This window comes from Actinosynnema sp. NPDC050801, from assembly GCF_040673975.1.
Lineage (GTDB): Bacteria > Actinomycetota > Actinomycetes > Mycobacteriales > Pseudonocardiaceae > Actinosynnema.
In genome coordinates this window covers 1-24006 of record NZ_JBFAQZ010000007.1, presented here as the reverse complement: position 1 = coordinate 24006, position 24006 = coordinate 1, and the positions used below count along the sequence as shown (strand labels likewise).

The window sequence follows — 24006 nt, the reverse complement described above, 5'->3', positions numbered from 1 at the left end:
GTGGAGTTGTTGCCGGAGCAGCGCTGGCGGTCCGCGGCGGGCAAGCACCTGCCGTTCGCGCTGGTGCTCGTCGTGGTCGGGCTGGGTCTCGTGCGGATCGTGCAGTACCACTGGCGGCAGGGCGCGGTGCTGATCGGCGTCGCGTTGCTGGTCGCGGCGCTGCTGCGGGTGCTCGTGACCGACGAGCAGGCGGGGTTGATCGCGATCCGGAGCCGCGGCGTGGACGCGTTGCTGTACTCGGGGTTGGGGTTCGCCGTGATCTTCGTGGCGATGACCATCATCGGCGGCCCGCTGGACCGCTGACGCCGGTCAGGTGCGCTCGACCAACTCCGTGATCAACTTGGTCATCTCCTCCTTCGGCAGCACTTCGGGCAGGGTCAGGTGCTCGACCATCAGGCCGCTCATCGCCAGGTAGAGCGAGACCACCGTGGTGCGGTCGCCGGGTAGGCCCGCGTCCAGGTGGAAGCGGACGTTCTGCTCCAGGTTCTCGCTGATCGTCCTGGTCAGCGCGGCCTGTAGCTCGGGGCGCCTGGTGGCCTCCAGCCTCAGCTCCAACAGGGCCAGGTAGCCCGTGCGGTCGACCTGGAGCCGTTCCAGCAGCTCTTGCAGCAGCCGCACGACGAGGCTCTTGTCCGGTGGCGCGGCCATCGTCTCCGCCAGCCGCCGCGCATCCGGCGTGAGCCGGACGTGGATGTGCTCGCCCACCTGGCGCAACAGGTCGTCGCGGTTGGCGAAGTAGTTCGACGCGGTGCCGTTGGGAACGCCCGCCTCCTGGTCCACGGCCCGGAACGTGAGGCCGCGCGCGCCCTCCTTCGCCAGCACTTCGATCGCCGCGTTGACCAACGCCGTACGCCTGGTCGGGTTACGTCTCAAGATCCCTCCTTGACAGCCACTCCAACCATAGTACTACAGTCGGAGTGGCAACCACACCCCGAGGAGACTGCCATGCGAAACCTGACCTACTTCGTCGCGACCTCGCTCGACGGCTTCATCGCCGACCCGAAGGGCGGCTTCGGCGATTTCCTGTTCGAGGGCGACCACATGACGGCGCTGTTCGAGGAATACCCCGACACGCTGCCCGCGCAGGCCCGTGAGGCGATGGGCATCGACGCGCCGAACAAGAACTTCGACACGATCCTCATGGGTCGGGCCACCTATCAAGTGCCGGGTGGGCTACCGAGTCCCTATCCACACCTGCGGCAGTACGTGGTGTCGACCAGGCTCAGCACCACACCGGACGACGTGGAGGTCGTCGCCGACCCGCTGGCCAAGGTCCGCGAGCTGAAGGCCGAGCCGGGCCTGGGCATCTGGCTGTGCGGCGGCGGCAGGCTGGCGGCCGCACTGCTGCCGGAGATCGACGAGCTGGTGCTCAAGATCCACCCGATCGTGATGGGCAAGGGCATCCCCCTGTTCGCCGGCGAGTTCCCCACCGCCCGATTCGCCAAGGCCTCGACCAGAATCTTCGACACGGGCGTCGTGTTCGCCGGCTACACCAAGGCGGACGCCGCATGACCAACCCCACCAACCGCTGACGGTCCACGGTCCACCGCACCGCACTCCACCCGTCCGGCGGCGGCACCCAGCCCAGCCTCAACCGAGCCCACCCTCAACCCATCTCCAATTCGGCCACGGGCAACCGCAGGCCTGCCCAACGGTCACCGGCCACGCCCCGAACGTGGCCGGTGACCCTGGGGCCGGCATCCGGCGGCGCGATTCGACTGCCGCGACGAGCCGTTTGCTCCCGGTGACGGGATGTCGCCGCAGGTCGCAGGATCACCGTCTGGTGATCATCGAGGACGACTCCGTGGGCGGACCGGAGTGGATCGTCAGTGTCGACTCCAGCGCCGTCCAGGCTCATCACCACGCCGCCGAGGCCAGGAAGGAGGGATGTGCCGCCGAGGCCGAAGCCCTCGCCGTCGACGACTAGGCACTCGGCCGGGCCTGGGGCGGATCGAGCACCAAGATCCCATCGCGGTTGACGGACGCGACCTGCCGATGCGTAGCTCAGTCGGTGGTCGTAGGGCGTCAGGGATCGGGCGACGGGCCGGCCGGTGGCGCGGTTGCGCCGGATCGCGGCGGTCAAAGCCGGCAGGCGTTGCGCGTTGCGCGTTGCCGACGCGGACGCGGACGCGGACGCGGACGCGGACGCGGACGCGGACGCGGACGCCTCGATGGTGCACCCGCCGTGCGGTTCCGGGTCTCGGCATACTCGCCTGGGTGATTCCGGATGCCGACTCCCACACGACGTGGACCCGCCTGTACGAACTGGCGCACCGCCTGCCTCCCGGTGCCGAGGACTCAGCGGAGGGGGTGTTCCTGCCGATCGGTTTGCGCTTGGACGACCCCGTACGGCAGGCCGTCGTGTCGGATTACGACGCCACTCCCACCGGCGCCGTTCCTTTCGCCTCGACCGGCGGGGACGGTGTCCACTTCAGCATCGTGCCCGTCGCCGACGTGTGGCCGGTGGTGATGACCGTGCCGATGGCGTTCACCAACCCCAACCACGTCGTCGGTGGCGACGTGCGCGAGTTCCTCGCACTGGGTTGCCGCATCGGCTACTCCAACCTGGACCGGCTCGCCTACTCCTGGGGCCGGCAGGAGCTGATCAACGCGCTCCGGACCACCACCGAGCCCGCACCGGGTTCCGACGAGCACCGCCTGCTGACGGCACTGGTGGCCGAGTTCGGTTTGGAGCCCTGGCAGGACGTCGAAGCGCGGCTCGCGGACCTCCAGGCGGCCTACCACTCGGCAACCCGACCGAACCGCTGAAACCATCCTCGCCCACGCCCTCCAGAGGGCGGGCGACACCGGGCCGGCCGGCAGTCGGCACCGGCGCGGTCCGGTTCAGCGGAAATCGCGGGAGCGGGAGGGGATGCGCAGGTCCAGGTGTTGCAGGCGTTCCGCCCGGATGCTGATCACGCCTTCCGCTGCCTCGACCACACCTCTGACCAGCAGCGCGGGGCTGGTTCGGGCGACCTTGCGGTAGCGGGACCACAGGCCGGTGGTGCAGACGACGTTGACCATGCCGGTCTCGTCCTCGATGTTGAGGAACGTGACGCCGCCCGCCGTACCGGGGCGTTGGCGGTGGGTCACCGCACCGCCGATCAGCACCCTGGTGCCGTCGGGGACCCCGGCCAGGTCCGCGGTGGCCAGGGCGCCGAGGCTGGTCAGGCGCTCGCGTACGAACTCGGTCGGGAAGCTGTCCGGGGACAGACCCATCGCCCAGACGTCGGCGACGGCGAGCTCCACCTCGTCCATGCCGGGCAGGGCGGGTGCGTCGGTGCCGACCACGGTGCCGGGCAGGCGGTCGGGGCGGATCTTCGCCACGGCGCCCGCGGACCACAGCGCGGCACGCCGGTCGAGGCCGAAGCAGCCGAACGCGCCCGCGGTGGCCATGGCCTCCACCTGCGCGGTGGTCAGTCGGACCCGGGCGCCGAAGTCCGCCATGTCCCGGAACGGCCCCGACTCCCGTTGTGCGACAACGCCCTCGGCGACCTTCTGGCCGATGGTCCGGATGCCGCCCAGCCCGATGCGCACGGCCTGCTCGCCGTCGACCGACTCCAGGGTGGCGTGCGGGAGGCTGGCGTTGACATCGGGGCCGAGCACGCGCACGCCGTGCCGGCGGGCGTCGGCCACCAGCGACTGGGGGGAGTAGAACCCCATGGGCTGGGCACGCAGCAACGCCGCGCAGAACGCGGCCGGGTGGTAGAGCTTGAACCAGGCGCTGACGAACACGAGGTGCGCGAAGCTGAGCGCGTGGCTCTCCGGGAAGCCGAAGTTGGCGAACGCCAGCAGCTTCGCGTAGATCTTCTCCGCCAACTCCTGACCGACACCGTTGGCCTTGGCACCTTCGTAGAAGCGCTCACGGAGGCGTTCCATGCGGTGCGTGGAGCGCTTGGCGCCCATCGCACGGCGCAGTTCGTCGGCCTCGGCGGGGCTGAAGTCGGCCACGTCGACCGCGATCTGCATCAACTGCTCCTGGAACAGCGGCACCCCCAGGGTCTTCTTGAGCGCGCCCTCCAGCAAGGGGTGGTCGTAGTCCCACTCCTCCCGGCCGTTGCGGCGGCGGATGTAGGGGTGCACCGAGCCGCCCTGGATCGGGCCGGGGCGGATCAGCGCCACCTCCACCACCAGGTCGTAGAACGTCCGCGGCTTGAGCCGGGGCAGCGTCGCCATCTGGGCGCGGCTCTCCACCTGGAAGACACCGACGGAATCGGCGCGTTGCAGCATCTCGTAGACGCGCTCGTCCTCCAGGTCGAGGTCGCCGATGTCGACCTCGACGCCCTCGTGCTCGCGCACCAGGTCGATGGCGTAGTGCAGCGCCGAGAGCATCCCCAGGCCGAGCAGGTCGAACTTGACCAACCCGATGGAGGCGCAGTCGTCCTTGTCCCACTGCAACACCGTGCGGTCGGTCATCCGGCCCTTCTCGACCGGGCACACCTCGCTGACCGGCCGGTCGCAGATGACCATGCCGCCGGAGTGGATGCCCAGGTGCCGCGGGAAGTTCTCCAACTCGGCGGCCAATTCCAGCACCGGGCGCGGTATGCCGCCTTCCTCCACTGTGGACCGCAACGGCCCCCAGCGGTCGATCTGCTTGCTCCACGCGTCCTGCTGTCCGACCGAGTGTCCCAGCGCCCGCGCCACGTCCCGGATCGCCGACCGGCCGCGGTAGCTGATGACGTTGGCGACCTGGGCGGCGTGCCGTCGCCCGTACTTGCGGTAGACGTACTGGATGGCCTCCTCGCGGCGGTCGGACTCGATGTCGAGGTCGATGTCGGGAGGGCCGTCGCGGGCCGGGGCCAGGAAGCGCTCGAAGAGCAGGTCGAAGCGGACCGCGTCCACGTTGGTGATGCCCAGGGCGTAGCAGACCGCGGAGTTCGCGGCCGACCCGCGGCCCTGGCAGAGGATGTCGTTGCGCCGGCAGAACGAGACGATGTCGTGCACGACCAGGAAGTAGCCGGGGAAGTTCAACTCCTCGATGACCTTCAGCTCGTGCTCGACCTGCCGGTACGCCCTGGGGTTCTCGCCGATCGAGCGGTAGCGGCGGGCCGCGCCCTCGTAGGTCAGCTTGCGGAGGTGGCTGTTCTCGTCCTCCCCCGGCGGCACGTCGAACGGCGGCAGTTGCGGCGCGATCAGCTTCAGGTCGAACTGGCACTGCATGCCGAGCACGGCCGAGCGGTGCACCGCGCCGGGGAACCGGGCGAACCGGCGGGCCATCTCGTCCCCCGACCGCAGGCACGCCGTGCGGCCGGGCGGCAGCCAGCCCGCCATCTCGTCCAGGCTGCGCCGCGCCCGCACCGCCGCCATCGCCGCCGCCAGCCGACCGCGCGCGGGCACCGCGTAGTGCACGGCGTTCGTCGCCACGGTCGGCAACCCCAGGTCGTGGGCCATCCCCCAGAGCAGGTCGTTGCGCGGACCGTCCTCGGGGTAGCCGTGGTCGGTCAGCTCCACGAACACCCGGTCCGCGCCGTACAGGTCGACCAGCCCGCGCAGTTGCGCGAACGCCGCCGCCGGCCCTTCCCGCGCCAACGCCCGGCGCACCGCGCCCTTGCGGCAACCGGTGAGCACGACGCAGTCGTCCCGGGTGTCGGCGACGACCTCCTCCAGCTGGTAGACCGGCCGGCCCTTCTCGCTGCCGTCGGCGAGCTGGCCGGTGGTGATCGTGCGGCACAGGGCGTGGTAGCCGTCGCGGTTGGTGGCCAGCAGGAGCAGGTGCTCGCCCTCCGGGTCGGGCACCCCGTTCTGCGGCGCGGACAGCCCGAGGCTCAGCTCCGTGCCGAACACCGTGCGCACACCCAGTTCCTTGGCGGCCTCGGCGAACCGCACCACGCCGTACATGCCGTCGTGGTCGGTCAACGCCACACCGTCCAACCCGAGCTGCTGCGCCGCCTCCACCAGCTCCTCCGGGTGGCTCGCGCCGTCGAGGAAGCTGAAGTTGGAGTGGCAGTGCAGCTCGACGTAAGGCACGCGGGCACGGGTCGACCCGAGTTCGTCCACCTTGACCGCGAAGCCGGGCGGCGCCTCGTACCGGTCGCGATGGCGCGTCCACGCCGGGCTGTCGCCGCCGTCGGGGACCGGGGCCTCCCCCGACCTTCGCCCCGACAGCGCGCGCTCCAACTCCGACCAGCGGACCGGCGGGTTGTTCCAGCCCATCAGCGCCGCTCGTCCCGGCCCTGCCGCTCGCCCCAGCCGGGCAGGTCGTCGAGGGCTCGCCGGGGCGCCGGGATCGACGGCGCCGCCGGTGGCAGCCGCGACGGCAGCCAGCCGAAGCTCACCACGTAGGCCGGTCCCCCGCGTTGATCCGGCACGTCGGGACCCGCCGGCGCGTCGTGCCGGCCGGCGCAGTCGTCCAGCCACTCGGCCAGACCACGACGATCCTGTTCGGAGAAGTCACCGCTCATCAGTCGTACACCCCTTCCACCGCCCACTTGCCGCCTGCGCGGATCAGCAGGAACGCCAGTTCCTCGCCGTCCGCCGCGGTTCCCAGCACCTGCAGTCGCGCACCGCGCATGGCGGCCTCCGCGTCCCACCAGCGGTCGTCCACCGGCCACGGCCCCGACCACGCCACGACCTGCCGCGCCCGACCGCCGTGCACGATCCGGTGCGGCCGCACGACCAGCTCCGCGTAACCGGTGACCACGACGTCCGCGCCCGAGGAGTCCAGCAGCGCGACCGGCTCGGGTTCGGCGAACACCGTCGCGGGCGACGGCGCGGGCAGCTGCCCCGGCCACGGCTGGTCCGGGTCCGCGGCCGGGGCGCGCTCGTCGCCCCACGGCACCAGCCGCACCCGCTCGACCGGCCCGCGCCCGCCGCCGAGCACGGGTGTGAGCACGGCGTCCGGTCCGAGCAGGCCCTGGACGTGGACCATCGCGCGCGCCGCGCGTTCGGCCGCCTCACCCTGGTCCTGACCCGCGCCGGGCCACAGGCCCAGTTGCAGGGCGGTGGCGTCGACCACCTCTTCGGGGTCGAGTCGCAGCAGGTGGATGCCGGAGGTGAGGCCGGCCCGATTGAGGCGGGCCCGGGTGAGCCAGCCGTCGAGCTGCCAGCGGACCCGGTCCGCGATGCCCTGCGGGGTCAGCGGTTCGGCGCACCGCCACACCCGGTGCAGCTCCTCGCCGTTCTCGGTGGTGGCCCGGATGCCGAGGCGGGTGCAGGCCAGACCGCGGTCGGCGAGGCCCGCGTGCAGGCGTTCGGCGAGGCCCTTGGCCGCGAACGCCGCCGCGTCGACCCGGTCGATCGGCGGGTCGAGCTCGCGGATGACCGACAGCTCGGGCGGCGGGCGGCGGCGTGACCTGGGACGTTCCTCCAGCCCGGCGGCCAGCCGGTGAGCCAGCACGGCCGCGCGGCCGAAGCGGGTGGCGACGTCCCGCTCGGGCACGGCGGCGAACGCGCCCAGGGTGCGCAGGCCGAGCCGGCGCAGCAGGTCGACCAGCGCGGACCGGTCCTCACGGCGCTCGGCGGGCTGGTCGAGTTCGTGGATGCCGAGCGGGGCGAGGAACGCCGCGGTCCCGCCGGGCGGCACGATCAGCCCGCGGTGCGCGGCCAGGGTCGAGGCGAACAAGCCGTCCGCGAACCCGACCTGCGCCTCGACCCCGGCGCGCACCGCGACGTGGTCGACCAGGCGCTCGGCGGCCAGTGCCGCGGAGGAGTAGTACCCGACCGGCCCTTGAGCCGCGACGACCACGAGCCCCGGCCGGACCACCTCGATCCCGGGCGCGAGCTCCTCCACCGCCGCCGCGACCGGCTCGAAGAGACGGGCGTCGCGCACCTCGTCGTACTCGAAGACGGCCAGCTCGGGGCACTGCCCCTGAGCCGCGCGACGACGCATCCCGCGCCGCACCCCTTCGGCGCGCGCGACCGCCGAACAGGCGACGACCTCGCCCGATCCGACGACGGCGGCGGGCACGTGCGGCGGGAGCGAGGCCTCCGCGGAGGCCGCCACCACCGGCCAGTCAGGGCACCAGACGGCGAGCGTGTACAGGGTGTTCACCTCTTCGGTGGATTCGGGAGCGCGCACTGGTCACACCGCCTCGGCGGTGGTCGACGGCGGCGGATCGGCGGCGGCAGTGGAAAGCGGCCGGCCTGCGGTGGTCGGCGGCGGTGGGTCGGCGGTCGGTACGGGGACCAGAGAGGGGCCCGCGGTGGGGACCAGAGCGGGGCGAGGAGAGGGCTCGGTGGCGGTGCCGGGCAGCAGCAGGCTGGTCTGCCGCGGTCTCGTGGCGGCACCTCGGCCCGTCGCCTGGACGGTGACGGTTCGGGAGGTCAGCACGCCGTGGCCCGCTTCCAGCCCGGTCCACCGGCCGGAGGCGGCCGTCAGCTCCACGTCGGCGCCCGGCCAGGGGACGGCGAACGGCAGCAGGACCGCTTTGCGGTGACGTGCCCTGGCGCTGAGCTTGCGCGAGGTCGCCGCGGTGACCGGCGTGGCCACCGCGACCAGGTCGAACCCGTCCAGGAGGGCCGCCACGGTCTTCTCGACCTCGCCCTGGTCCCTCCCAGGACGAGGGACCAGGGCGAGTCGATGGACAGCCACTCCCAGCTCGGCCGCCGCGAGCACCCCGCACCCCGGCAGGCCGACCACGGCCGCCCAGCACCCTTCCGCTGTCGCCGCGGCCACCAGCGCGAGCAGCAACGATGTCGACCCACGCACCGACACCGTGCTGCCCCGCCGCAGGCCGCCCCACGGGAGGAGCCCTGCCAGTTCCCCGCGAACCGGCAGGGTCCGAGCCGGTGCCGTGGTCAGCTCGCCCGCCGCGCCTACCCCGAGCGCGGTCAGCGTCGCCGTTGCCGACCTGGACACCAGCCCTCCTCCCACTGATCCGCGCGCACCCCTGTGCGCGGATCGCCGTGGGAAGTTCGGCGACCTGTCTGTCGAACACTTGTTCGAATGACAGGGTGATCTTATCCCGAACCAGGCACCCGCTGTCAATGCTGCGGACGTCCCCGATCGGGTGGCAGGCAGACTGCTCCGCGCACCGACCGGCAACACGGGGGGAACCGTGAACGCACCGCAGAACCCGCAGAACCCGCAGCCCTGGCTTCGACAACCCCAGCCGGGCTACGGCAACCCCCAGCAGCCCGGCTACGGCCCACCACCGCCAGGCGGGCCCCAGCCACCCGGCGGCTACGGCCCACCGCCGCCCGGGTTCCCGCACGCGCCGGGCGGGTACGGCCCCGGGCAGCCGCCCAAGAAGAAGCGGACCGGGCTGATCGTCGGTATCGCGATCGGCGTCGTCGTGCTCGTGGTGGCCGGCATCTTCGGCTCCATGTACCTGGAGTACGCCGAGGAGCCGGGCGGCGGCCCCGGCGCGGAGCCGATCGCGGGGTGCGAGCTGAGCGCCGAGGTCAGGTCACAGGCGCACGTCAGCAGCTTCCGGCTCATCCAGGCGCCGACCGACGCCAAGAAGGGCATGAAGCAGAGCCACTGCGCGTGGGAGCAGACCAAGGGCAAGGACGGCCCGAACCCGCGCCGGCTCAGCTTCCTCGTCTACGACTTCACCACGTTCTCCGACAAGGCCGACCGCAACCTCGACCAGGCCCACGACAACTACACGAGCTTCATGTCGTACGGCACCGGCGACCAGGCCAAGCCCCTCGACCTCGGCGACGAGTCGATGATCCTCATCCCGACCTCGCCGACCGACCTCACCGAGGTGAACCTGCTGGTCCGCAAGGGCCCGGTGGTGTGGAACATCCGGTACACGGGGCACGACAAGGGCTTCTTCAGCGACTCGGGGTTCCCGATCGCGGACGCCGAGGCCGTGGCCGTCAAGGCGGCCGAGGACCTGATCTCGAAGTAGCCGGAGAACGGCTCGGGGGCTCCTCACCCGCGGCGAGGAGCCCCCGAGGCCGATCGGGAACCTAGTGCGCGAAGTGCCGCGTGCCGGTCAGGTACACCGTCGCACCGGCCGCCTCGGCCGCCGCGATCACCTCGGCGTCGCGCACCGACCCACCGGGCTGCACGACCGCGCGCACACCGGCCTCCAGCAACACCTCCAGGCCGTCCGGGAACGGGAAGAACGCGTCGGACGCGGCCACCGAACCCCGCGCCCGGTCACCCGCACGCGCGACCGCGAGCCGGGCCGCGTCCACCCGGTTGACCTGCCCCATGCCCGCACCGACCGTCGCGCCACCGGCCGCCAGCAGGATCGCGTTCGACTTCACCGCCCGGCACGCCCGCCACACGAACGCCAGGTCGGCCAGGCCCTCCTCGTCCAACGGCGTGCCGCACGCCAGCGTCCACTTGGCCGGGTCGTCGCCCTCGGCCTCGATCGTGTCCGCCGTCTGCACCAACAGCCCACCGGACACGGCGCGCATCTCCACGCCACCGCGCACCGGCTCGGGCGCGACCAGGATGCGGATGTTCTTCTTCCGCGTCAGCACGTCCACCGCGCCGTCGGCGTACGAGGGCGCGGTGATCACCTCGGTGAAGATCTCCGCCACCTGCTCGGCCAGCTCCACGGTCACCTCGCGGTTCACCGCGATCACGCCGCCGAACGCGCTCACCGGGTCGCACGCGTGCGCGTTGCGGTGCGCCTCGGCGATCGCACCCGGACCGTCCACACGGGACACCGCGATGCCGCACGGGTTGGCGTGCTTGATGATCGCCACGCACGGCAGCTCGTGGTCCCACGCCGCCCGCCACGCGGCGTCCGCGTCGACGAAGTTGTTGTAGGACATCTCCTTGCCGTGCAACTGCTCCGCCGTCGCCAGCCCGGAACGCCCGTCGCCCTGCGTGTACAGCGCGGCCCGCTGGTGCGGGTTCTCGCCGTAGCGCAGCACCTGCTTGCGGTCCCACGTCGCGCCGACCCAGCCGGGGAAGCCGGAACCCTCGTCGTCGGCGGCCACCGTGCTGCCCAGCCACGACGCCACGGCCACGTCGTAGGACGCGGTGTGCCGGAACGCGTCCACGGCCAGCCGCTGCCGGTCGGCCAACGTGAACCCGCCGGCCGTCACCTGCTCCAGGACCCACGAGTACCGCGAGGGTTCCACGACGACGGCCACGCTCGCGTGGTTCTTCGCCGACGCCCGCACCATGGCCGGCCCGCCGATGTCGATCTGCTCCACGCACTCGTCCGCCGACGCGCCCGAGGCGACCGTCTGCGTGAACGGGTAGAGGTTCACCACGAGCAGGTCGAACGGCTCGATGCCCAGCTCGCCCAGCTTCGCCACGTGCTCCGGGCGCCTGGTGTCGGCGAGCAGGCCCGCGTGCACGCCGGGGTGCAGCGTCTTCACCCGGCCGTCCAACGCCTCCGGGAACCCGGTGACCTGCTCGACCGGCGTGACCGGCACGCCCGCGTCGGCCAGCGCGCGCGCCGTGCCGCCGGTGGAGACGATCTCGACTCCGGCCGCGTGCAGGCCGGTGGCCAGTTCCAGCAGCCCCGACTTGTCGGAAACCCCGATCAGGGCCCGGCGAACCGGTCGCCTCTCGGCAGGAGTGGTCACGGAATGCTCACCTTTCGTCCGTTCACGGTGCAGCCCTCGCGGGCCAGGCGGGCGACCACGTCGACCAGCAGCCGCCGCTCCACCACCTTGATGCGCTCGTGCAGGCTTTCGACGTCGTCGTCATCGGCGACGACGACCGCCTCCTGGGCCAGGATCGGCCCGGTGTCCACACCGCCGTCCACCAGGTGCACGGTCGCGCCGGTCACCTTCACGCCGTAGTCGACGGCGTCGCGGACGCCGTGCGCGCCGGGGAAGGCGGGCAGCAGCGCGGGGTGGGTGTTGACCATCCGGCCGCCGAAGCGGGCCAGGAAGGCGGGTCCGAGGATCTTCATGAACCCGGCGGAGACCACCAGGTCGGGCTCGTGCGCCTCGACCGCGTCGGCCAGCGCGCCGTCCCACGCGTCGCGGTCGGCGTGGTCGCGCAGCTTGACCACGAAGCCGGGGACACCGGCGCGCTCGGCGCGGCCCAAGCCCTCGATGCCGTCGCGATCGGCGCCGACGGCAACCACTTCGACCGGGTATCCGGGGTCGGCCGCCGCGTCCAGCAACGCCTGCAACAGGGTGCCGGAACCGGAGACGAGGACGACGACCCTGGCGGGGACGGGAAGCCGGAGTGTGGTCGCGGCGCTCAGCGTGCTCTCCTTGCTGGGGACTGTCACAGCAGCTCAAGAGCAGCCTAGGCGTTGCCTACCGGGGCTTGTCGGCCAGGTCCTCCGGGCCGTCGCCGTCGCGGTCGCTGTCTTCGTCGCCGCTGTCGTCGTCGGCACCGTCGTCCGGCTCCGGCCCCTCGTCCTCCCCGCCCTCCCCGACTTCGCCGTCCTCCTCGGCCAGCTCCTCGTCGAGGTCGTCGTACTCGTCGAGGTCGTGGTCGAACTCCTCGTCGTCTTCCTCTTCTTCCTCGAACTCGTCTTCGGGCTCTTCCTCTTCGAACTCGTCCTCTTCGAACTCCTCCGCGGCCTCGTCCTCGTCCTCGTAGTCGTCGTAGTCGTCCGCTTCGGACTCCTCGGCGACGGCGACGGGCTCGGGATCCACCACGCGCGGCGGCCGGGGTCCGGCGAACCAGGCCACGATCGCGCCCGGCACGGTCACCCACCCGAACGTGAGCACGGCCAGCAGCCCGGCCGGGATGGTGACGGGGTTGAACACCCCACCGCCCAGCGCGCCACCGGCGACCGCCGCCAGCACCAGCGCGCCCACACCCGCGGTCACCGCCGCCACCAGCACCGCGCGCACCCGGGACCGGGGCGTCCCGGCGGCGTCGCGCAACGACAGCCCGACCAGCACCCCGATCACCCCCGGCAGCACCAGGACCAGCGGCAGGTAGTCCGCGTGCTCCTCGGGCAGCGCGGCCAGCAGCGGCACGGCGGGCACCGGGCCGCCGGTGAACTCCAGCGGGCCGACCACCACCTCGCCGATCGAGAACCCCGCACCCGCCACGTACGACAGCGCGCCCACCACCGCGTTCGGCAGGTACGCCAGGCACAGCAGCCAGAGGCCCAGGCCGGTGCCGACGGTCCCGCCGCTGCGGTCGAACAGCTGCGCGGTGGTCGACCAGGAGAAGACCAGCCCGAGCACCAGCACCAGCGCGCCCGCCGCCACCAGCGCGAACAACGCCGACGCGCCCGCGCGCAACCCGCGCCGCGCCACCGGGTCGATGCGCTCGAACACGACCTCCACCAGGCCGCAGCGCTGGGCGACACCGGCGACCGCCGCCACCCCGGACACCGCCGCGCACCCGAAGAACGCCACCGCGGGCGTGGCGCGGACCGGGCCCTCGTCACCCATCAGGAACGCGATCACGCTGCCGACCACGGCGTGCGCCCCGGCGATGCCGAACACCACCGACCGCGCCTGCAACGGCTCGAACAGCCCCAACCGGTCCGCCGCGCCCGCCGCCGCCCGGTACACCAGCAGCATCACCAGCGCCGTCGGCAGCAGGGGCAGCAGGCCGAGCTGCCCACCGTCGAAGCGCAGCGGCACGTGGTGCGCGACCAGCCAGCCCGGCGCGGCCGCCGTGAGCACACCGGTGGTGGAGAAGGACGCGTGCGCGGCCGTCGAGGAGACCAGCGCGAGGAGTGCGGCGACACCCGCGTAGCCGATGACCACCGACCCGGCGGCGGTCATCGTGAGCACCCGCAACCGTTCGGCGCGGGAGAACTCGGGCGGGCGGACGGAGTCCGTCACGACGCCGTGCGCGGTCGTTTGCTGCACCGACATCCTCCCACTGTCCCAGTAGCGGTGAGCCGTTCGGTCGAGGCTCGCCGGACATGCGAAGAGGGGTGGCGCCGGAGCTCCGGCGCCACCCCTCCCACGACGTGCTCAGCCCTGCTGCGGGCCGCCGAACCCGCCGGGCGGGGTGCCCTGGCCGGGCTGCTGGCCGGGCTGGCCGAACTGGCCCGGCTGCGGCATGTAGGACGTCGGCTGCGGCTGACCCGGTTGCTGGCCCTGCGGCTGACCCTGCGGCGGCGGCGCCTGCTGGCCGAACTGGCCGGACGGCGGGCCGAACTGCTGCGGCTGCTGGCCCTGCTGCGGGAACGCGCCGGAGGGCGGGTTCCAGCCACCGGGCTGGCCGTAGACGTTCGCGGCCTTCGGCTGGAGCTTCACGATGCCGGTCTCCAGCAGCAGGCTCATCACCACGGCCGCCGTGAGCAGCAGCGACACGATCAAGAGCACGATCTGCATGCCCTGGACGTCGGCCTCGGTGGTGATCAGGCCCTGGAGCAGCCCGAGGGTCGGGATCAGCGCGAAGGGGACCGCCGCGTACAGCAGGCCCTTGGGCGCCTTCGGCAGCACCGACAGGCCGGCGAGGATGCCCGCCGCGTACAGGTACTCCGACGACGGCACGTCGTCGGCGAACGCGAGCAGGAACGCGATCAGCGCCAGACCGGCGGCGACCAGCGGAAGGATGAGGTTCAGGTTCACACCCACCGCCGGCTGCGCCGGTCCCGGCTGCTGCTGAGGGGCGCCGTACGGCTGGGACATGATGCGGTCTCCTCCACCTTCGGAACTGATTTCGGGTCGACAGAACGCTAGCCGATGCACACTCTCCGACGACGACCGGACTCCCCCGGTTCCCCCCAATGTGCGCATTGACTCGTCCGCGAACGCACCGAGGGCCACCTCCCGGAGGAGGTGACCCTCAGTGCGTGACACGAACGGACGAGTGTCAGCCGATGGACTGCATGATGTCCCGCATCAGCTCGGCGGTCTCGCTCGGCGTCTTGCCGACCTTGACGCCGGCGGCCTCCAGGGCCTCCTTCTTCGCCTGCGCGGTGCCGGCCGAGCCGGACACGATCGCGCCCGCGTGGCCCATCGTCTTGCCCTCGGGCGCGGTGAAGCCCGCCACGTAGCCGACGACCGGCTTGGTGACGTTGTCCTTGATGTAGGCCGCGGCCCGCTCCTCGGCGTCGCCGCCGATCTCGCCGATCATCACGATCGCCGCGGTCTCCGGGTCGGCCTCGAAGGCCGCCAGCGCGTCGATGTGGGTGGTGCCGATGATCGGGTCGCCGCCGATGCCGATGGCGGTGGAGAAGCCGAAGTCACGCAGCTCGTACATCATCTGGTAGGTCAGCGTGCCGGACTTCGACACCAGACCGATCTTGCCCGCGCCGGAGATGTTGGCCGGGATGATGCCCGCGTTGGACTGCCCGGGGCTGATCAGACCGGGGCAGTTCGGGCCGATGATCCGGGTCTTGTTGCCGGTCGCGACGGCGTGCGCCCAGAACGCGGCGGTGTCGTGCACCGGGATGCCCTCGGTGATCACGACGGCCAGGCAGATGCCCGCGTCGATCGCCTCGATCACGGCCGCCTTGGCGAACGCCGGCGGCACGAAGATCACGGTCACGTCGGCGCCGGTGGCCTCCATGGCCTCGGCCACGGTGCCGAACACCGGCAGCACGTTGCCGTCGAAGTCGACCTTCTCGCCGGCCTTGCGCGGGTTCACGCCGCCGACGATGTTCGTGCCCGAGGCCAGCATCCGCTTGGTGTGCTTGGTGCCCTCGGCGCCGGTCATGCCCTGGACGATGACCTTGCTGTCCTTGGTGATGAAGATAGCCATCGTCAGACCCCCGCAGCCGCGAGCTCGGCGGCCTTGTCGGCCGCGTTGTCCATAGTGTCCACCACGGTGACCAGCGGGTGGTTGGCCTCGGCGAGGATCCGCCTGCCCTCCTCCACGTTGTTGCCGTCGAGGCGGACCACGAGCGGCTTGGAGGCCTCGTCGCCCAGGATGCCCAGCGCGGCCACGATGCCGTTGGCCACCGCGTCGCACGCGGTGATGCCGCCGAACACGTTCACGAAGACCGAACGCACGTCGGGGTCGTGCAGGATGATGTCCAGGCCGTTGGCCATGACCTCGGCCGACGCGCCGCCGCCGATGTCGAGGAAGTTCGCGGGCTTGACGCCCTTGTGCTTCTCACCCGCGTACGCCACCACGTCGAGGGTGGACATCACGAGGCCGGCGCCGTTGCCGATGATGCCGACCTGGCCGTCCAGCTTGACGTAGTTGAGGCCCTTCGCCTTGGCCTTGGCCTCCAGCGGGTCCTCCGCCTGCTTGTCCACCAGCGCCTCGTGGCCCGGGTGGCGGAAGGAGGCGTTCTCGTCGAGGGTGACCTTGCCGTCGAGCGCGACGATCTTGCCCTCGGGGTCGCGGACCAGCGGGTTGACCTCGACCAGCGTGGCGTCCTCGGAGACGAAGGTCTCCCAGAGCTTCACGATGACGTCGGCGACCTGGTCGGCCACCTCGGCCGGGAACTTCGCGGCGGCCACGATCTCGTCGGCCTTCGCGCGGTCGACACCGGTGATCGCGTCCACCGGCACCTTGGCCAGGGCCTCGGGCTTGGTCGCGGCGACCTCTTCGATGTCCATGCCGCCCTCGATGCTGGCCATGGCCAGGAAGGTGCGGTTGGCGCGGTCGAGGAGGAAGGAGAAGTAGTACTCCTCGGCGATGTCGGACGCGGGCGTCACCAGAACGCGGTGGACGATGTGCCCCTTGATGTCCAGGCCGAGGATCGCCTCGGCCTTGACCTGGGTCTCGTCCGGGGTCTCGGCGAGCTTGACGCCACCCGCCTTGCCCCGGCCGCCGGTCTTGACCTGGGCCTTGACCACGACGGTCTGCCCGAAGCGCTCGGCGATGGCCTTGGCCTCGGCGGGGGTGGTCGCCACGTCGCCCGGAAGTACCGGGACGTCGTGGGCGGCGAAGAGATCCTTCGCCTGGTACTCGTACAGGTCCACTCGGGTCTCCTGCGACGTCGGTGTCGGACACCGCGTCATCTCGTGCGGTCCTCTGGGGTCCGGCGCTCCAGGCCGGAGCCTGGTTGCCCACACGTACCAGGCATCACCTGGAACGCCGGCACAGCCGTGGCGGGACCGGCTCGACGCGGCTTCGCAAGACACTATCGACCTGCCCGGACTCCGCCGCACCCCACGCCCGTGAAGTCCGTCATAGAGGTGGTGAGGTCGATCACCACACCCGGCGGGGCGCGGTGACCGCACGACCGGTTCAGCGCGGAGTGCGCAGCTCAGCGCGACGTGCGCAGCGCGCCCGCGATGAGGAAGGCGACGGTGGCCGCCGTGGCGAGCCACAACCCGGGACCGGGTGCGGCCTCGGCGGCACGCGCCGCGGTGAGCGGGTACTCCAGCGCGCGGACGCCCGTGACGACGGCCGCACCCAGCAGCAGCGCCGCACCCCGGCCCGGCCTGGCCTTGAGCGCCACCGCGGCGGCGGCCACGACGGCGACCAGGGCCACCAGCAGACCCGACGAGCCGACGCGCAGGCCGAACGCGCCGATCGGCACGAGGTCCGGTGCCCGCAGCACGGGCAGGGCGAACGCGCCGACCGCGAGCAGCGCGGCGATCAGCGTGACGGCGACCAGCGGCAACGGCGGTTCGGCCGCGGTCACGCCCACCTCGTCCCGCTCGACCGCGCCGGCCAGCGCGGCGGTGACGGCGGCGGCCGCCGCGGCGGCGACCGAACCCGCGGTGAACCACACGCCCGGTCCCGGCTGGATGGCGTTGACCTGGGTGGCGGCGAAGACGGCGTCGAGCGCGCCGGCCGCCGCCAGCGGCATGGTCGCCGTGACCACGGTGAAGGCGGGCCGGGCGGCGGCCTTGGCCAACAGCGCGGCGGCGAGGACGGCGGTGGCGATCGCGGCAGGCCACAGCAGCCGGGCGGCGTAGGCCGTGGGCGCCGGGAAGCCCGCCGGCAGCACCAGCTGGTCGGTGGACGCGCCGATGGCCGCCGCGGCGGCGGCGACCAGGCCCAGCGCGGCAGCGATGACGTGCAGGCGGCGTTGGCCGGGCAGTTCGAGGTCGTGCTCCGCGACGTCCTTGCCGACCCGCCGCGGCCAGGCCAGCGCGACGGCGGCGGCGAGGACCAGGAACGGCCCGACCGCCAGGTCGACGCCGTCGACCACGAGGGCCGTGACGACCGGCGGCAGCGCGAAGGAGAAGAGGACGGCGGCGAGGCCGAGCAGGCCGCCCTTGCGCGCCTCGTCGGTGGTGGCGCTGGCCGCGAGCACGGCCAGGGCGGGCGCGGCCAGGGTGAGGACGAGGCCGCCCAGCATCGGCAGCGTCGGCGACTCGAACGGGCCCCGGGCCGGGATCAGCGCGTCGGTCGAGCCGAACGGCGCGGTGAACAGGCCGATGCCCGCGACGATGCCCGCCGTCGCGGGCAGGACGAAGCTCGCCCGCTCGCTGCGGACGTCCGGCTCCGCGCCGAGCGTGGCCAGCGCGCCCGCGGCGATCAGCAGCACGTGCCCGGCCAGCAGCAGCCACCCGCCCGCGGTGGGGGTGGGCGCGTCGAGGGTCGCCGGCCGGAAGAGCTCGGGACGCGAGGCGTCGACGGGGTCGACGAGCAGTTGCAGGTCGTTGAGCAGGCGGCCGACGGCGAACACGGCCGGCGCGATGAGGGCCGCCGCGGCGGTGAGCTCCTGGCCCCGGGCCAGGAAGAACCCGGCCAGGGCCGCGGGCAGCAGCGCGAGCAGCGCCAGCAACGGCCAAGCCGTGAACGCGGGCGGCGCGGAGCCGTCGACCACCCCGACAGCCGGGGCCACCGCGGTGAGCAACGCGCCCGCCGCGGCCACCCCCACCGCCGCCCGGAGTCTCGTGGGGGTCGGCGAGACCGGTTCAGCGGTTCGGATCACCGCTCGGACGCTAGCAAAACGGAGCGGGGGGCGGCGGTCGGCCGGGCGCGGGCCGCCAGGGGTTGTGGACATCGGACGCGGGGTACTCCTATTTGGTGGGGGCATCACCTACGTTCAGCCCTATGAGTGACGCGGCGCGGCGGCTCGTGGAGACCTGGGCGGACCGGGTCGGAGCCGGCGTGGACGCGGGGCTCGGGGTGGCGGGTGAAGCCCTCGGGCTGGCGGGTGGCGTGCTCCGCGCCGTCGCTTCCCCCGGTGGGGTCCGCGGCGTCGCCGTCGAGGCCGCCTGGCTGGCCGCCCGCACCGTCCTCTACCCGTGGGGCGTGCTGGAAGAACGGGTGAAGCCCGACGGGCACTTCCGCGCCTACCGCACCGACCGCCTGTCGCCCCGCCGGCGGGGCCTCGTGGTTTCGGCCATGGAGGCGGCGGGCACCCCGATCGTGCTGGTGCACGGCATCGGGGACAACCGCTCCGCCTTCGCGGTGCTGTCGGGGGCACTGCGGAGGCGCGGCTTCGGAGTGGTGCACGCCGTGAACTACAGCGTGCTGACCGCGTTGACGGGGGACGTCCGGCGGTCGGCGGAACTGCTCGGGGAGCACGTCGAGCGGATCTGCGAGCAGACCGGGTCCGACCGGGTGCACGTCGTCGGCCACTCCCTCGGGGGCCTGATCGCGCGTTATTACGTGCAACGCCTCGACGGCGACGCGCGGGTGCGCACGCTGGTCACCCTCGGCACCCCGCACCGCGGCACGTTGGCCGCCTACCTGCTGCCGACCTCGTTGACCAGGCAGTTGAGGCCCGGGTCCGACCTGTTGTCCGAATTGGCCGAACCGTCCCGCCCCTGCCGCACCAGGTTCGTGGTGGTGTGGAGCGAGATGGACCAGGTGATCGTGCCGCAGCGGAACGCCCGGTTGGAGCATCCGGCGTTGCTCGTAGAGGAGCACCGGATACGTGATTCAGGTCACCTTTCGCTATCGGTTGATACCCGCACTCTTCACCTCGTTGTGACCGCCATCACGCGTTCGGACGACAACGAGGATCACCCCATCGTGCCTGCACGTGCGGGGTTTAGCGATCAGGAACATGACGCACAGTCACCGGTCACACACGCGGATGTCCCACTGACCGCTAAACGGTAGACATCGTCATCGGGGATTGCCCTTAAGGGCTCCGCGCCGTTATCTTCCCCCGGTCCGTTGTCACGGTCTGGTCACAAGCAGGACGACGAGTCGGTACCCCGACCGGCTCAACCGGGATCCCCCGCCCGGTAGTCCGACCGGACTCCCCGAAGACGGAAGGCCAGGTTTTGTCTCAACACCGCTCCCCCGGCGGCCATACGAGCTCTGCGGTACTCGAAGAAGCGGTAGAACGCGCTTCGAGCCGCGCGGTGAGCACGCACCGGCTTCCGCCCCCGCCCTCGGCGCTGCGCGGACGGATCGTGGTCGCCGCCGTCGCCGTCGGCGCGTTCGCCGCCGCCGGCGCCGGGCAGACGCTCCACGCGCTCGGCTCCGACTCGCCGGCCTCCTCCGACGAGGTCGCACCGCTGGCGAACGCCGCCGAAGGTGCCGCCGCGTTCGGCGTCGGCGGCTCCGGCCCCGCGTCCCCGCAGGTCCTGCCCGTCGCGAAGACGGTCGACCCGGCGGCCGAGGCGCAGAAGCTCGTCAAGAGCCAGCAGATCACCGAGACCCGCGAGGCCGAAGAGGCCGAGCAGAAGCGGCCGAAGTTCGCCCGCCCCGCCGCCGGCGACTTCACGTCCGGGTTCGGCGGCCGCTGGGGCGAGATGCACTACGGCATCGACATCGCGGGCCCCATCGGCACGCCGATCCTGTCCGCCGCGGATGGTGTCGTGATCGAGGCCGGTCCGGCAAGTGGTTTTGGCCTGTGGGTCAAGGTCGAGCACCCCGACGGCTCCGTGACCGTCTACGGCCACGTCGACACCTACTCGGTGCGCAAGGGCCAGCGGGTCCTGGCGGGCGAGCAGATCGCGCGCATGGGCAACCGCGGCTTCTCCACCGGTCCGCACCTGCACTTCGAGGTCTGGAACGCGGACGGCAAGAAGATCAACCCGCTGACCTGGTTGAACTCCAAGGGCATCAGCGTCTGAGCCGCCGGCTCACGCCGAGCGCACTCGCCACGCCGAGCGCACTCGCCACGCCGAGCGCACTCGCACGGCCGCACCCACTCGGAACGCGAAGGGCCGGGCTGCCTGAGCAGCCCGGCCCTTCCACTGTGCGAACCTTCCCCCGAAGGTGCTCCCCACTGCGGTCACCGCCCCGACGCGGCTCCCGCCCCACTGCACTTCCCCCGTTGCCGCCAAGCGGCTCCCTCTGCCGGTTCACCCCGAATGACCCGGCCATCCCGCTTGTGACACCCCTAAAGACGCACGGGCGCGATTCGGGTTGCACAGGAATCTGCCCTCGATCAGGTGAGTCCCGATCGAGGGCAGGTGTGAGCCGCGGCTACTCGCGCAGAACGGCGGACTACGGCTGAGCGGGCCTCAGAGCTTCACGAGGGGCACGCCCCCGATGAGCATCAGCCGCACGGTCCCCGCGCCGCCGAAGTCGATCGTGGCCGTCGCACGGGGCCCCGAGCCGTCCACGGCCACCACGCGGCCGAGACCGTACTTGTCGTGGCTCACCCGGTCGCCCACGTCCAGCTTCACCGCAGGCGTGTCCTTCCAGCCCGCGTTCGTCGGCGCCGGGCGCGACGGGCCGGACCCGCGGCTCCACGACGTCGGCGCGGACGGCGCGGAGCGCCTCGGCTCCACCCGCCGCCAGTCGACCAGGTCGGCCGGGATCTCGTCCAGGAACCGCGACGCCGGGTTCGCCGACGGCTGGCCCCACGCCGAGCGCACCAGCGCCCGCGACAGGTACAGCCGCTTGCGGGCCCGCGTGATGCCCACGTACGCCAGGCGCCGTTCCTCGGCCAGCTCCGTCGGGTCGCCGAGCGCCCGCATGTGCGGGAAGACGCCGTCCTCCCAGCCCGTGCAGAACACCACGGGGTACTCCAGGCCCTTGGCGGTGTGCAGCGTCATCAGCGTGACCACGCCGTCGGACTCCGCGTCCGGCACCGAGTCGGCGTCCGCCACCAGCGACACCCGCTCCAGGAACGCGGCCAGCGACCCTTCCGCGGGCACGTCGACGGGGTCGGGCGCCTCCGCCTCGTCCGGCGGCGGGACATTCAGGTCGGTGAACTCGCGGGCCACCGTGACCAACTCGTTCAGGTTCTCCACCCTGGTGTGGTCCTGCGGGTCCTCGCTGGCCTCCAGCTCGGCCCGGTAGGCGGTCTTCTCCAGCACCGCCTCCAGGATGTCGGCCACGTCGTCGCCGCGCTCGACCAGCTCGCCGAGCTCGTCCATCATCTCGACGAACCCGGCGATCGCGTTGCGGGAACGCGGGTTGAGCAGCGGCACCTTGCCGGTGACCGCGTCGCGCAGCGCCGCCGCGAAGCCCACCCGCTCGCGCTCGGCGTACATCGACACGCACGCCTCGGCGCGGTCGCCGATGCCGCGCTTGGGCACGTTGAGGATGCGCCGCAACGACACCGTGTCGTCCGGGTTGGACAGCGCCCGCAGGTACGCGAGCGCGTCGCGCACCTCGCGCCGCTCGTAGAACCGGACGCCGCCGACGACCCGGTAGGGCAGGCCGAGGCGGATGAAGATCTCCTCGAACACGCGCGACTGGTTGTTGGTCCGGTAGAACACCGCGATCTCGCCGTTGTTCGCCTCACCGCCGTCGACCAGCCGGTCGATCTCGTTGGCGACGAACTGCGCCTCGTCGTGCTCGTTGTCCGCGACGTAGCCGACGATCTTCTCGCCGTCGCCCAGGTCGCTCCACAGGCGCTTGTCCCGGCGGTCGGGGTTGCGCGAGATGACCGCGTTGGCGGCGCTCAGGATCGTCTGCGTGGACCGGTAGTTCTGCTCCAGCAGGATCGTGGTGGCCTGCGGGTAGTCGCGCTCGAACTCCACGATGTTGCGGATCGTCGCGCCGCGGAAGGCGTAGATCGACTGGTCGGCGTCGCCCACCACGCACAGCTCACCCGGCGGCACGCCGTCGGCGCCGGTGCCGATCAGCTCGCGGACCAGCGTGTACTGGGCGTGGTTGGTGTCCTGGTACTCGTCCACCAGCACGTGCCGGAACCGGCGGTGGTAGTGCTCGGCCACGTCCGGGTGGTTCTGCAGCAGCTCGACGGTCCGCATGATCAGGTCGTCGAAGTCCAGCGAGTTCGACTCGCCGAGCCTGCGCTGGTAGCTCTCGTACACCTCGGCGACGCGGCGCTCCAGGTCGTTGGTCGCGCGCTCCTTGGCCGTGGCGGCGTCGACCAGCTCGTTCTTCAGGTTCGAGATGTGGATCGCCAGCGTGCGCGCCGGGTAGCGCTTGGGGTCCAGGTCGAGGTCGCGCGCCACCAGCGTGATCAGCCGGCGGGTGTCGTCGGAGTCGTAGATGGAGAAGTTCGACGACATGCCGAGGGTCTTGGCCTCGCGGCGCATCACCCGCACGCACATCGAGTGGAACGTGGACACCCACATCGAGCGGGCCCGTGCGCCGACCAGGTCGGCCACGCGCTCCTTCATCTCGGCGGCGGCCTTGTTGGTGAAGGTGATCGCCATGATCTCGCCGGGGTGGACGTCGCGCGCGGCGAGCAGGTAGGCGATCCGGCGGGTGAGCACGCGCGTCTTGCCCGAGCCCGCGCCCGCGACGACCAGCAGCGGGGCGCCCGCGTGCTCGACGGCCCGGCGCTGGGACGGGTTGAGGTCATCGAGCAGCCGCCCGGTGGGTGAATGGGCGGACCTGGAGGCAGGGGGACTTGCAGGCAAGTCGAACAAGGCGCTCATCGTCCGTCCACGTTACCGGGTGGCACCGACAGTCCTCGGCTGTGGCATGATGTGGGTGTGCGCATGGCCCACTTCGAGTTTTTCTACGGGAACCGGACTCCGGCTCCCGTGGACCGCTAGCGCCGACAAGCCACCACGAAGCCCCGGAGTCCTCGGACCCCCGGGGCTTCGTTGCTGCCAGGGCTGGGACTCCAACCAGAGTCGAGAGGTCGTCACCATGAACAGCACCGAAACCGCCCCGGACATCGACGCGTTGCGCCAGGAGATCGACCACCTGGACGCCGAGCTGCTGCGGCTGGTCAAGCGGCGGATCGAGGTCTCCAAGATCATCGGCGCGGCGCGGATGGCCGCCGGCGGCACGCGGATCGTGCACAACCGGGAGATCGACGTGATCAACCGCTACAAGGAGCTCGGCCCCGACGGCCGCGACCTGGCCATGATCCTGCTCAAGCTGGGACGCGGCCACCTCGGCAGGTAGGTATCGGCCTGCCGCTGCCCCGCGGGCGGGACCGGACCCGGTCCGGAACGGCTACCAGGAGGTCGTCGACCCGCACGGGCACGGCGCGCTGTCGTGGGGGCCGTGGTGGAACC

At 72.1% G+C, this 24006-nt stretch carries 21 protein-coding genes; 8 read left to right on the top strand and 13 right to left on the bottom strand.

Translation table 11 applies throughout. The features are described from left to right. Window positions 1-9 precede the first annotated feature (9 nt). Window positions 10-303: a DUF3017 domain-containing protein gene (locus tag AB0K14_RS17355; RefSeq protein WP_360459092.1), complete on the top strand. Its 294-nt coding sequence runs from the start codon at window positions 10-12 to the stop codon at window positions 301-303. A 6-nt stretch (window positions 304-309) separates the two neighbouring features. Here AB0K14_RS17355 and AB0K14_RS17350 read toward each other — a convergent pair whose 3' ends face one another. Next, the gene (locus AB0K14_RS17350) at window positions 310-873 is read right to left on the bottom strand and encodes a TetR family transcriptional regulator (protein ID WP_360458981.1); all 564 of its coding nucleotides are present in this window, start codon (window positions 871-873) and stop codon (window positions 310-312) included. 72 nt (window positions 874-945) lie between these two features. Here AB0K14_RS17350 and AB0K14_RS17345 point away from each other — a divergent pair, with 72 nt between their 5' ends. From AB0K14_RS17345 to AB0K14_RS17335, 3 genes are all read left to right on the top strand, one after another. After that, window positions 946-1512, top strand: coding sequence for a dihydrofolate reductase family protein (locus AB0K14_RS17345; RefSeq protein ID WP_360458979.1), 567 nt, complete (start codon window positions 946-948; stop codon window positions 1510-1512). 271 nt (window positions 1513-1783) lie between these two features. Continuing rightward, window positions 1784-1927 (top strand): hypothetical protein, encoded by a 144-nt coding sequence (locus AB0K14_RS17340; protein WP_360458977.1) that lies wholly within the window; start codon window positions 1784-1786, stop codon window positions 1925-1927. A gap of 290 nt (window positions 1928-2217) precedes the next feature. Further along, window positions 2218-2769 carry a hypothetical protein gene (locus tag AB0K14_RS17335; protein ID WP_360458975.1) on the top strand — a complete coding sequence of 184 codons (552 nt, stop codon included), beginning with the start codon at window positions 2218-2220 and terminating at the stop codon, window positions 2767-2769. A gap of 75 nt (window positions 2770-2844) precedes the next feature. Here the strand turns inward: AB0K14_RS17335 and AB0K14_RS17330 are convergent, their stop codons facing one another. From AB0K14_RS17330 to AB0K14_RS17315, 4 genes are read right to left on the bottom strand one after another with little or no spacing between them, the layout of a single operon-like run. Then, complete coding sequence (locus AB0K14_RS17330; protein WP_360458973.1) at window positions 2845-6153, bottom strand: error-prone DNA polymerase; 3309 nt, start codon at window positions 6151-6153, stop codon at window positions 2845-2847. Continuing rightward, window positions 6153-6401, bottom strand: a complete 249-nt coding sequence (locus AB0K14_RS17325; protein WP_360458972.1) for a hypothetical protein — start codon at window positions 6399-6401, stop codon at window positions 6153-6155. Before AB0K14_RS17325 ends, AB0K14_RS17330 begins: the two co-directional genes overlap by 1 nt. Continuing rightward, the gene (locus AB0K14_RS17320; RefSeq protein ID WP_360458971.1) at window positions 6401-8017 is read right to left on the bottom strand and encodes a DNA polymerase Y family protein; all 1617 of its coding nucleotides are present in this window, start codon (window positions 8015-8017) and stop codon (window positions 6401-6403) included. Before AB0K14_RS17320 ends, AB0K14_RS17325 begins: the two co-directional genes overlap by 1 nt. 3 nt (window positions 8018-8020) lie before the next feature. Next, a complete protein-coding gene (locus AB0K14_RS17315) occupies window positions 8021-8773 on the bottom strand; it encodes a hypothetical protein (RefSeq protein WP_360459091.1) in 753 nt (250 codons plus the stop codon). Between the two features lie 223 nt (window positions 8774-8996). Here AB0K14_RS17315 and AB0K14_RS17310 point away from each other — a divergent pair, with 223 nt between their 5' ends. Beyond that, the gene (locus tag AB0K14_RS17310; protein WP_360458969.1) at window positions 8997-9797 is read left to right on the top strand and encodes a hypothetical protein; all 801 of its coding nucleotides are present in this window, start codon (window positions 8997-8999) and stop codon (window positions 9795-9797) included. A gap of 61 nt (window positions 9798-9858) precedes the next feature. Here AB0K14_RS17310 and purH read toward each other — a convergent pair whose 3' ends face one another. The 7 genes from purH to AB0K14_RS17275 form a co-directional block, all read right to left on the bottom strand. Next, entirely contained in the window at window positions 9859-11442 is a 1584-nt protein-coding gene (purH, locus tag AB0K14_RS17305) for a bifunctional phosphoribosylaminoimidazolecarboxamide formyltransferase/IMP cyclohydrolase (protein ID WP_360458967.1), read from the bottom strand. After that, window positions 11439-12101, bottom strand: coding sequence for a phosphoribosylglycinamide formyltransferase (gene purN / locus AB0K14_RS17300; RefSeq protein ID WP_360458965.1), 663 nt, complete (start codon window positions 12099-12101; stop codon window positions 11439-11441). Before purN ends, purH begins: the two co-directional genes overlap by 4 nt. 28 nt (window positions 12102-12129) lie before the next feature. After that, window positions 12130-13659, bottom strand: coding sequence for a DUF6350 family protein (locus AB0K14_RS17295; protein ID WP_360458963.1), 1530 nt, complete (start codon window positions 13657-13659; stop codon window positions 12130-12132). A 102-nt stretch (window positions 13660-13761) separates the two neighbouring features. Continuing rightward, window positions 13762-14424 carry a DUF5336 domain-containing protein gene (locus tag AB0K14_RS17290; RefSeq protein ID WP_364338276.1) on the bottom strand — a complete coding sequence of 221 codons (663 nt, stop codon included), beginning with the start codon at window positions 14422-14424 and terminating at the stop codon, window positions 13762-13764. 184 nt (window positions 14425-14608) lie between these two features. Beyond that, window positions 14609-15499, bottom strand: coding sequence for a succinate--CoA ligase subunit alpha (gene sucD, locus AB0K14_RS17285; protein WP_360466460.1), 891 nt, complete (start codon window positions 15497-15499; stop codon window positions 14609-14611). 2 nt (window positions 15500-15501) lie between these two features. Next, complete coding sequence (gene sucC, locus AB0K14_RS17280; protein ID WP_360466463.1) at window positions 15502-16671, bottom strand: ADP-forming succinate--CoA ligase subunit beta; 1170 nt, start codon at window positions 16669-16671, stop codon at window positions 15502-15504. Window positions 16672-16958: 287 nt separating this feature from the next. Next, complete coding sequence (locus tag AB0K14_RS17275; RefSeq protein ID WP_360466466.1) at window positions 16959-18581, bottom strand: hypothetical protein; 1623 nt, start codon at window positions 18579-18581, stop codon at window positions 16959-16961. 122 nt (window positions 18582-18703) lie between these two features. Here AB0K14_RS17275 and AB0K14_RS17270 point away from each other — a divergent pair, with 122 nt between their 5' ends. Together AB0K14_RS17270 and AB0K14_RS17265 are read left to right on the top strand one after the other, a co-directional pair. Further along, on the top strand, window positions 18704-19720 hold the full coding sequence (locus AB0K14_RS17270; protein WP_360466469.1) for an alpha/beta fold hydrolase: 1017 nt from the start codon (window positions 18704-18706) through the stop codon (window positions 19718-19720). 248 nt (window positions 19721-19968) lie between these two features. Further along, complete coding sequence (locus AB0K14_RS17265) at window positions 19969-20685, top strand: M23 family metallopeptidase (protein ID WP_360466472.1); 717 nt, start codon at window positions 19969-19971, stop codon at window positions 20683-20685. Window positions 20686-21078: 393 nt separating this feature from the next. On the opposite strand, the gene pcrA is transcribed toward AB0K14_RS17265, so the two are convergent. Beyond that, complete coding sequence (gene pcrA / locus AB0K14_RS17260; RefSeq protein WP_360466475.1) at window positions 21079-23415, bottom strand: DNA helicase PcrA; 2337 nt, start codon at window positions 23413-23415, stop codon at window positions 21079-21081. A 217-nt stretch (window positions 23416-23632) separates the two neighbouring features. Here pcrA and AB0K14_RS17255 point away from each other — a divergent pair, with 217 nt between their 5' ends. Further along, entirely contained in the window at window positions 23633-23893 is a 261-nt protein-coding gene (locus AB0K14_RS17255) for a chorismate mutase (RefSeq protein WP_360466478.1), read from the top strand. The last annotated feature ends 113 nt before the right edge of the window (window positions 23894-24006 follow it).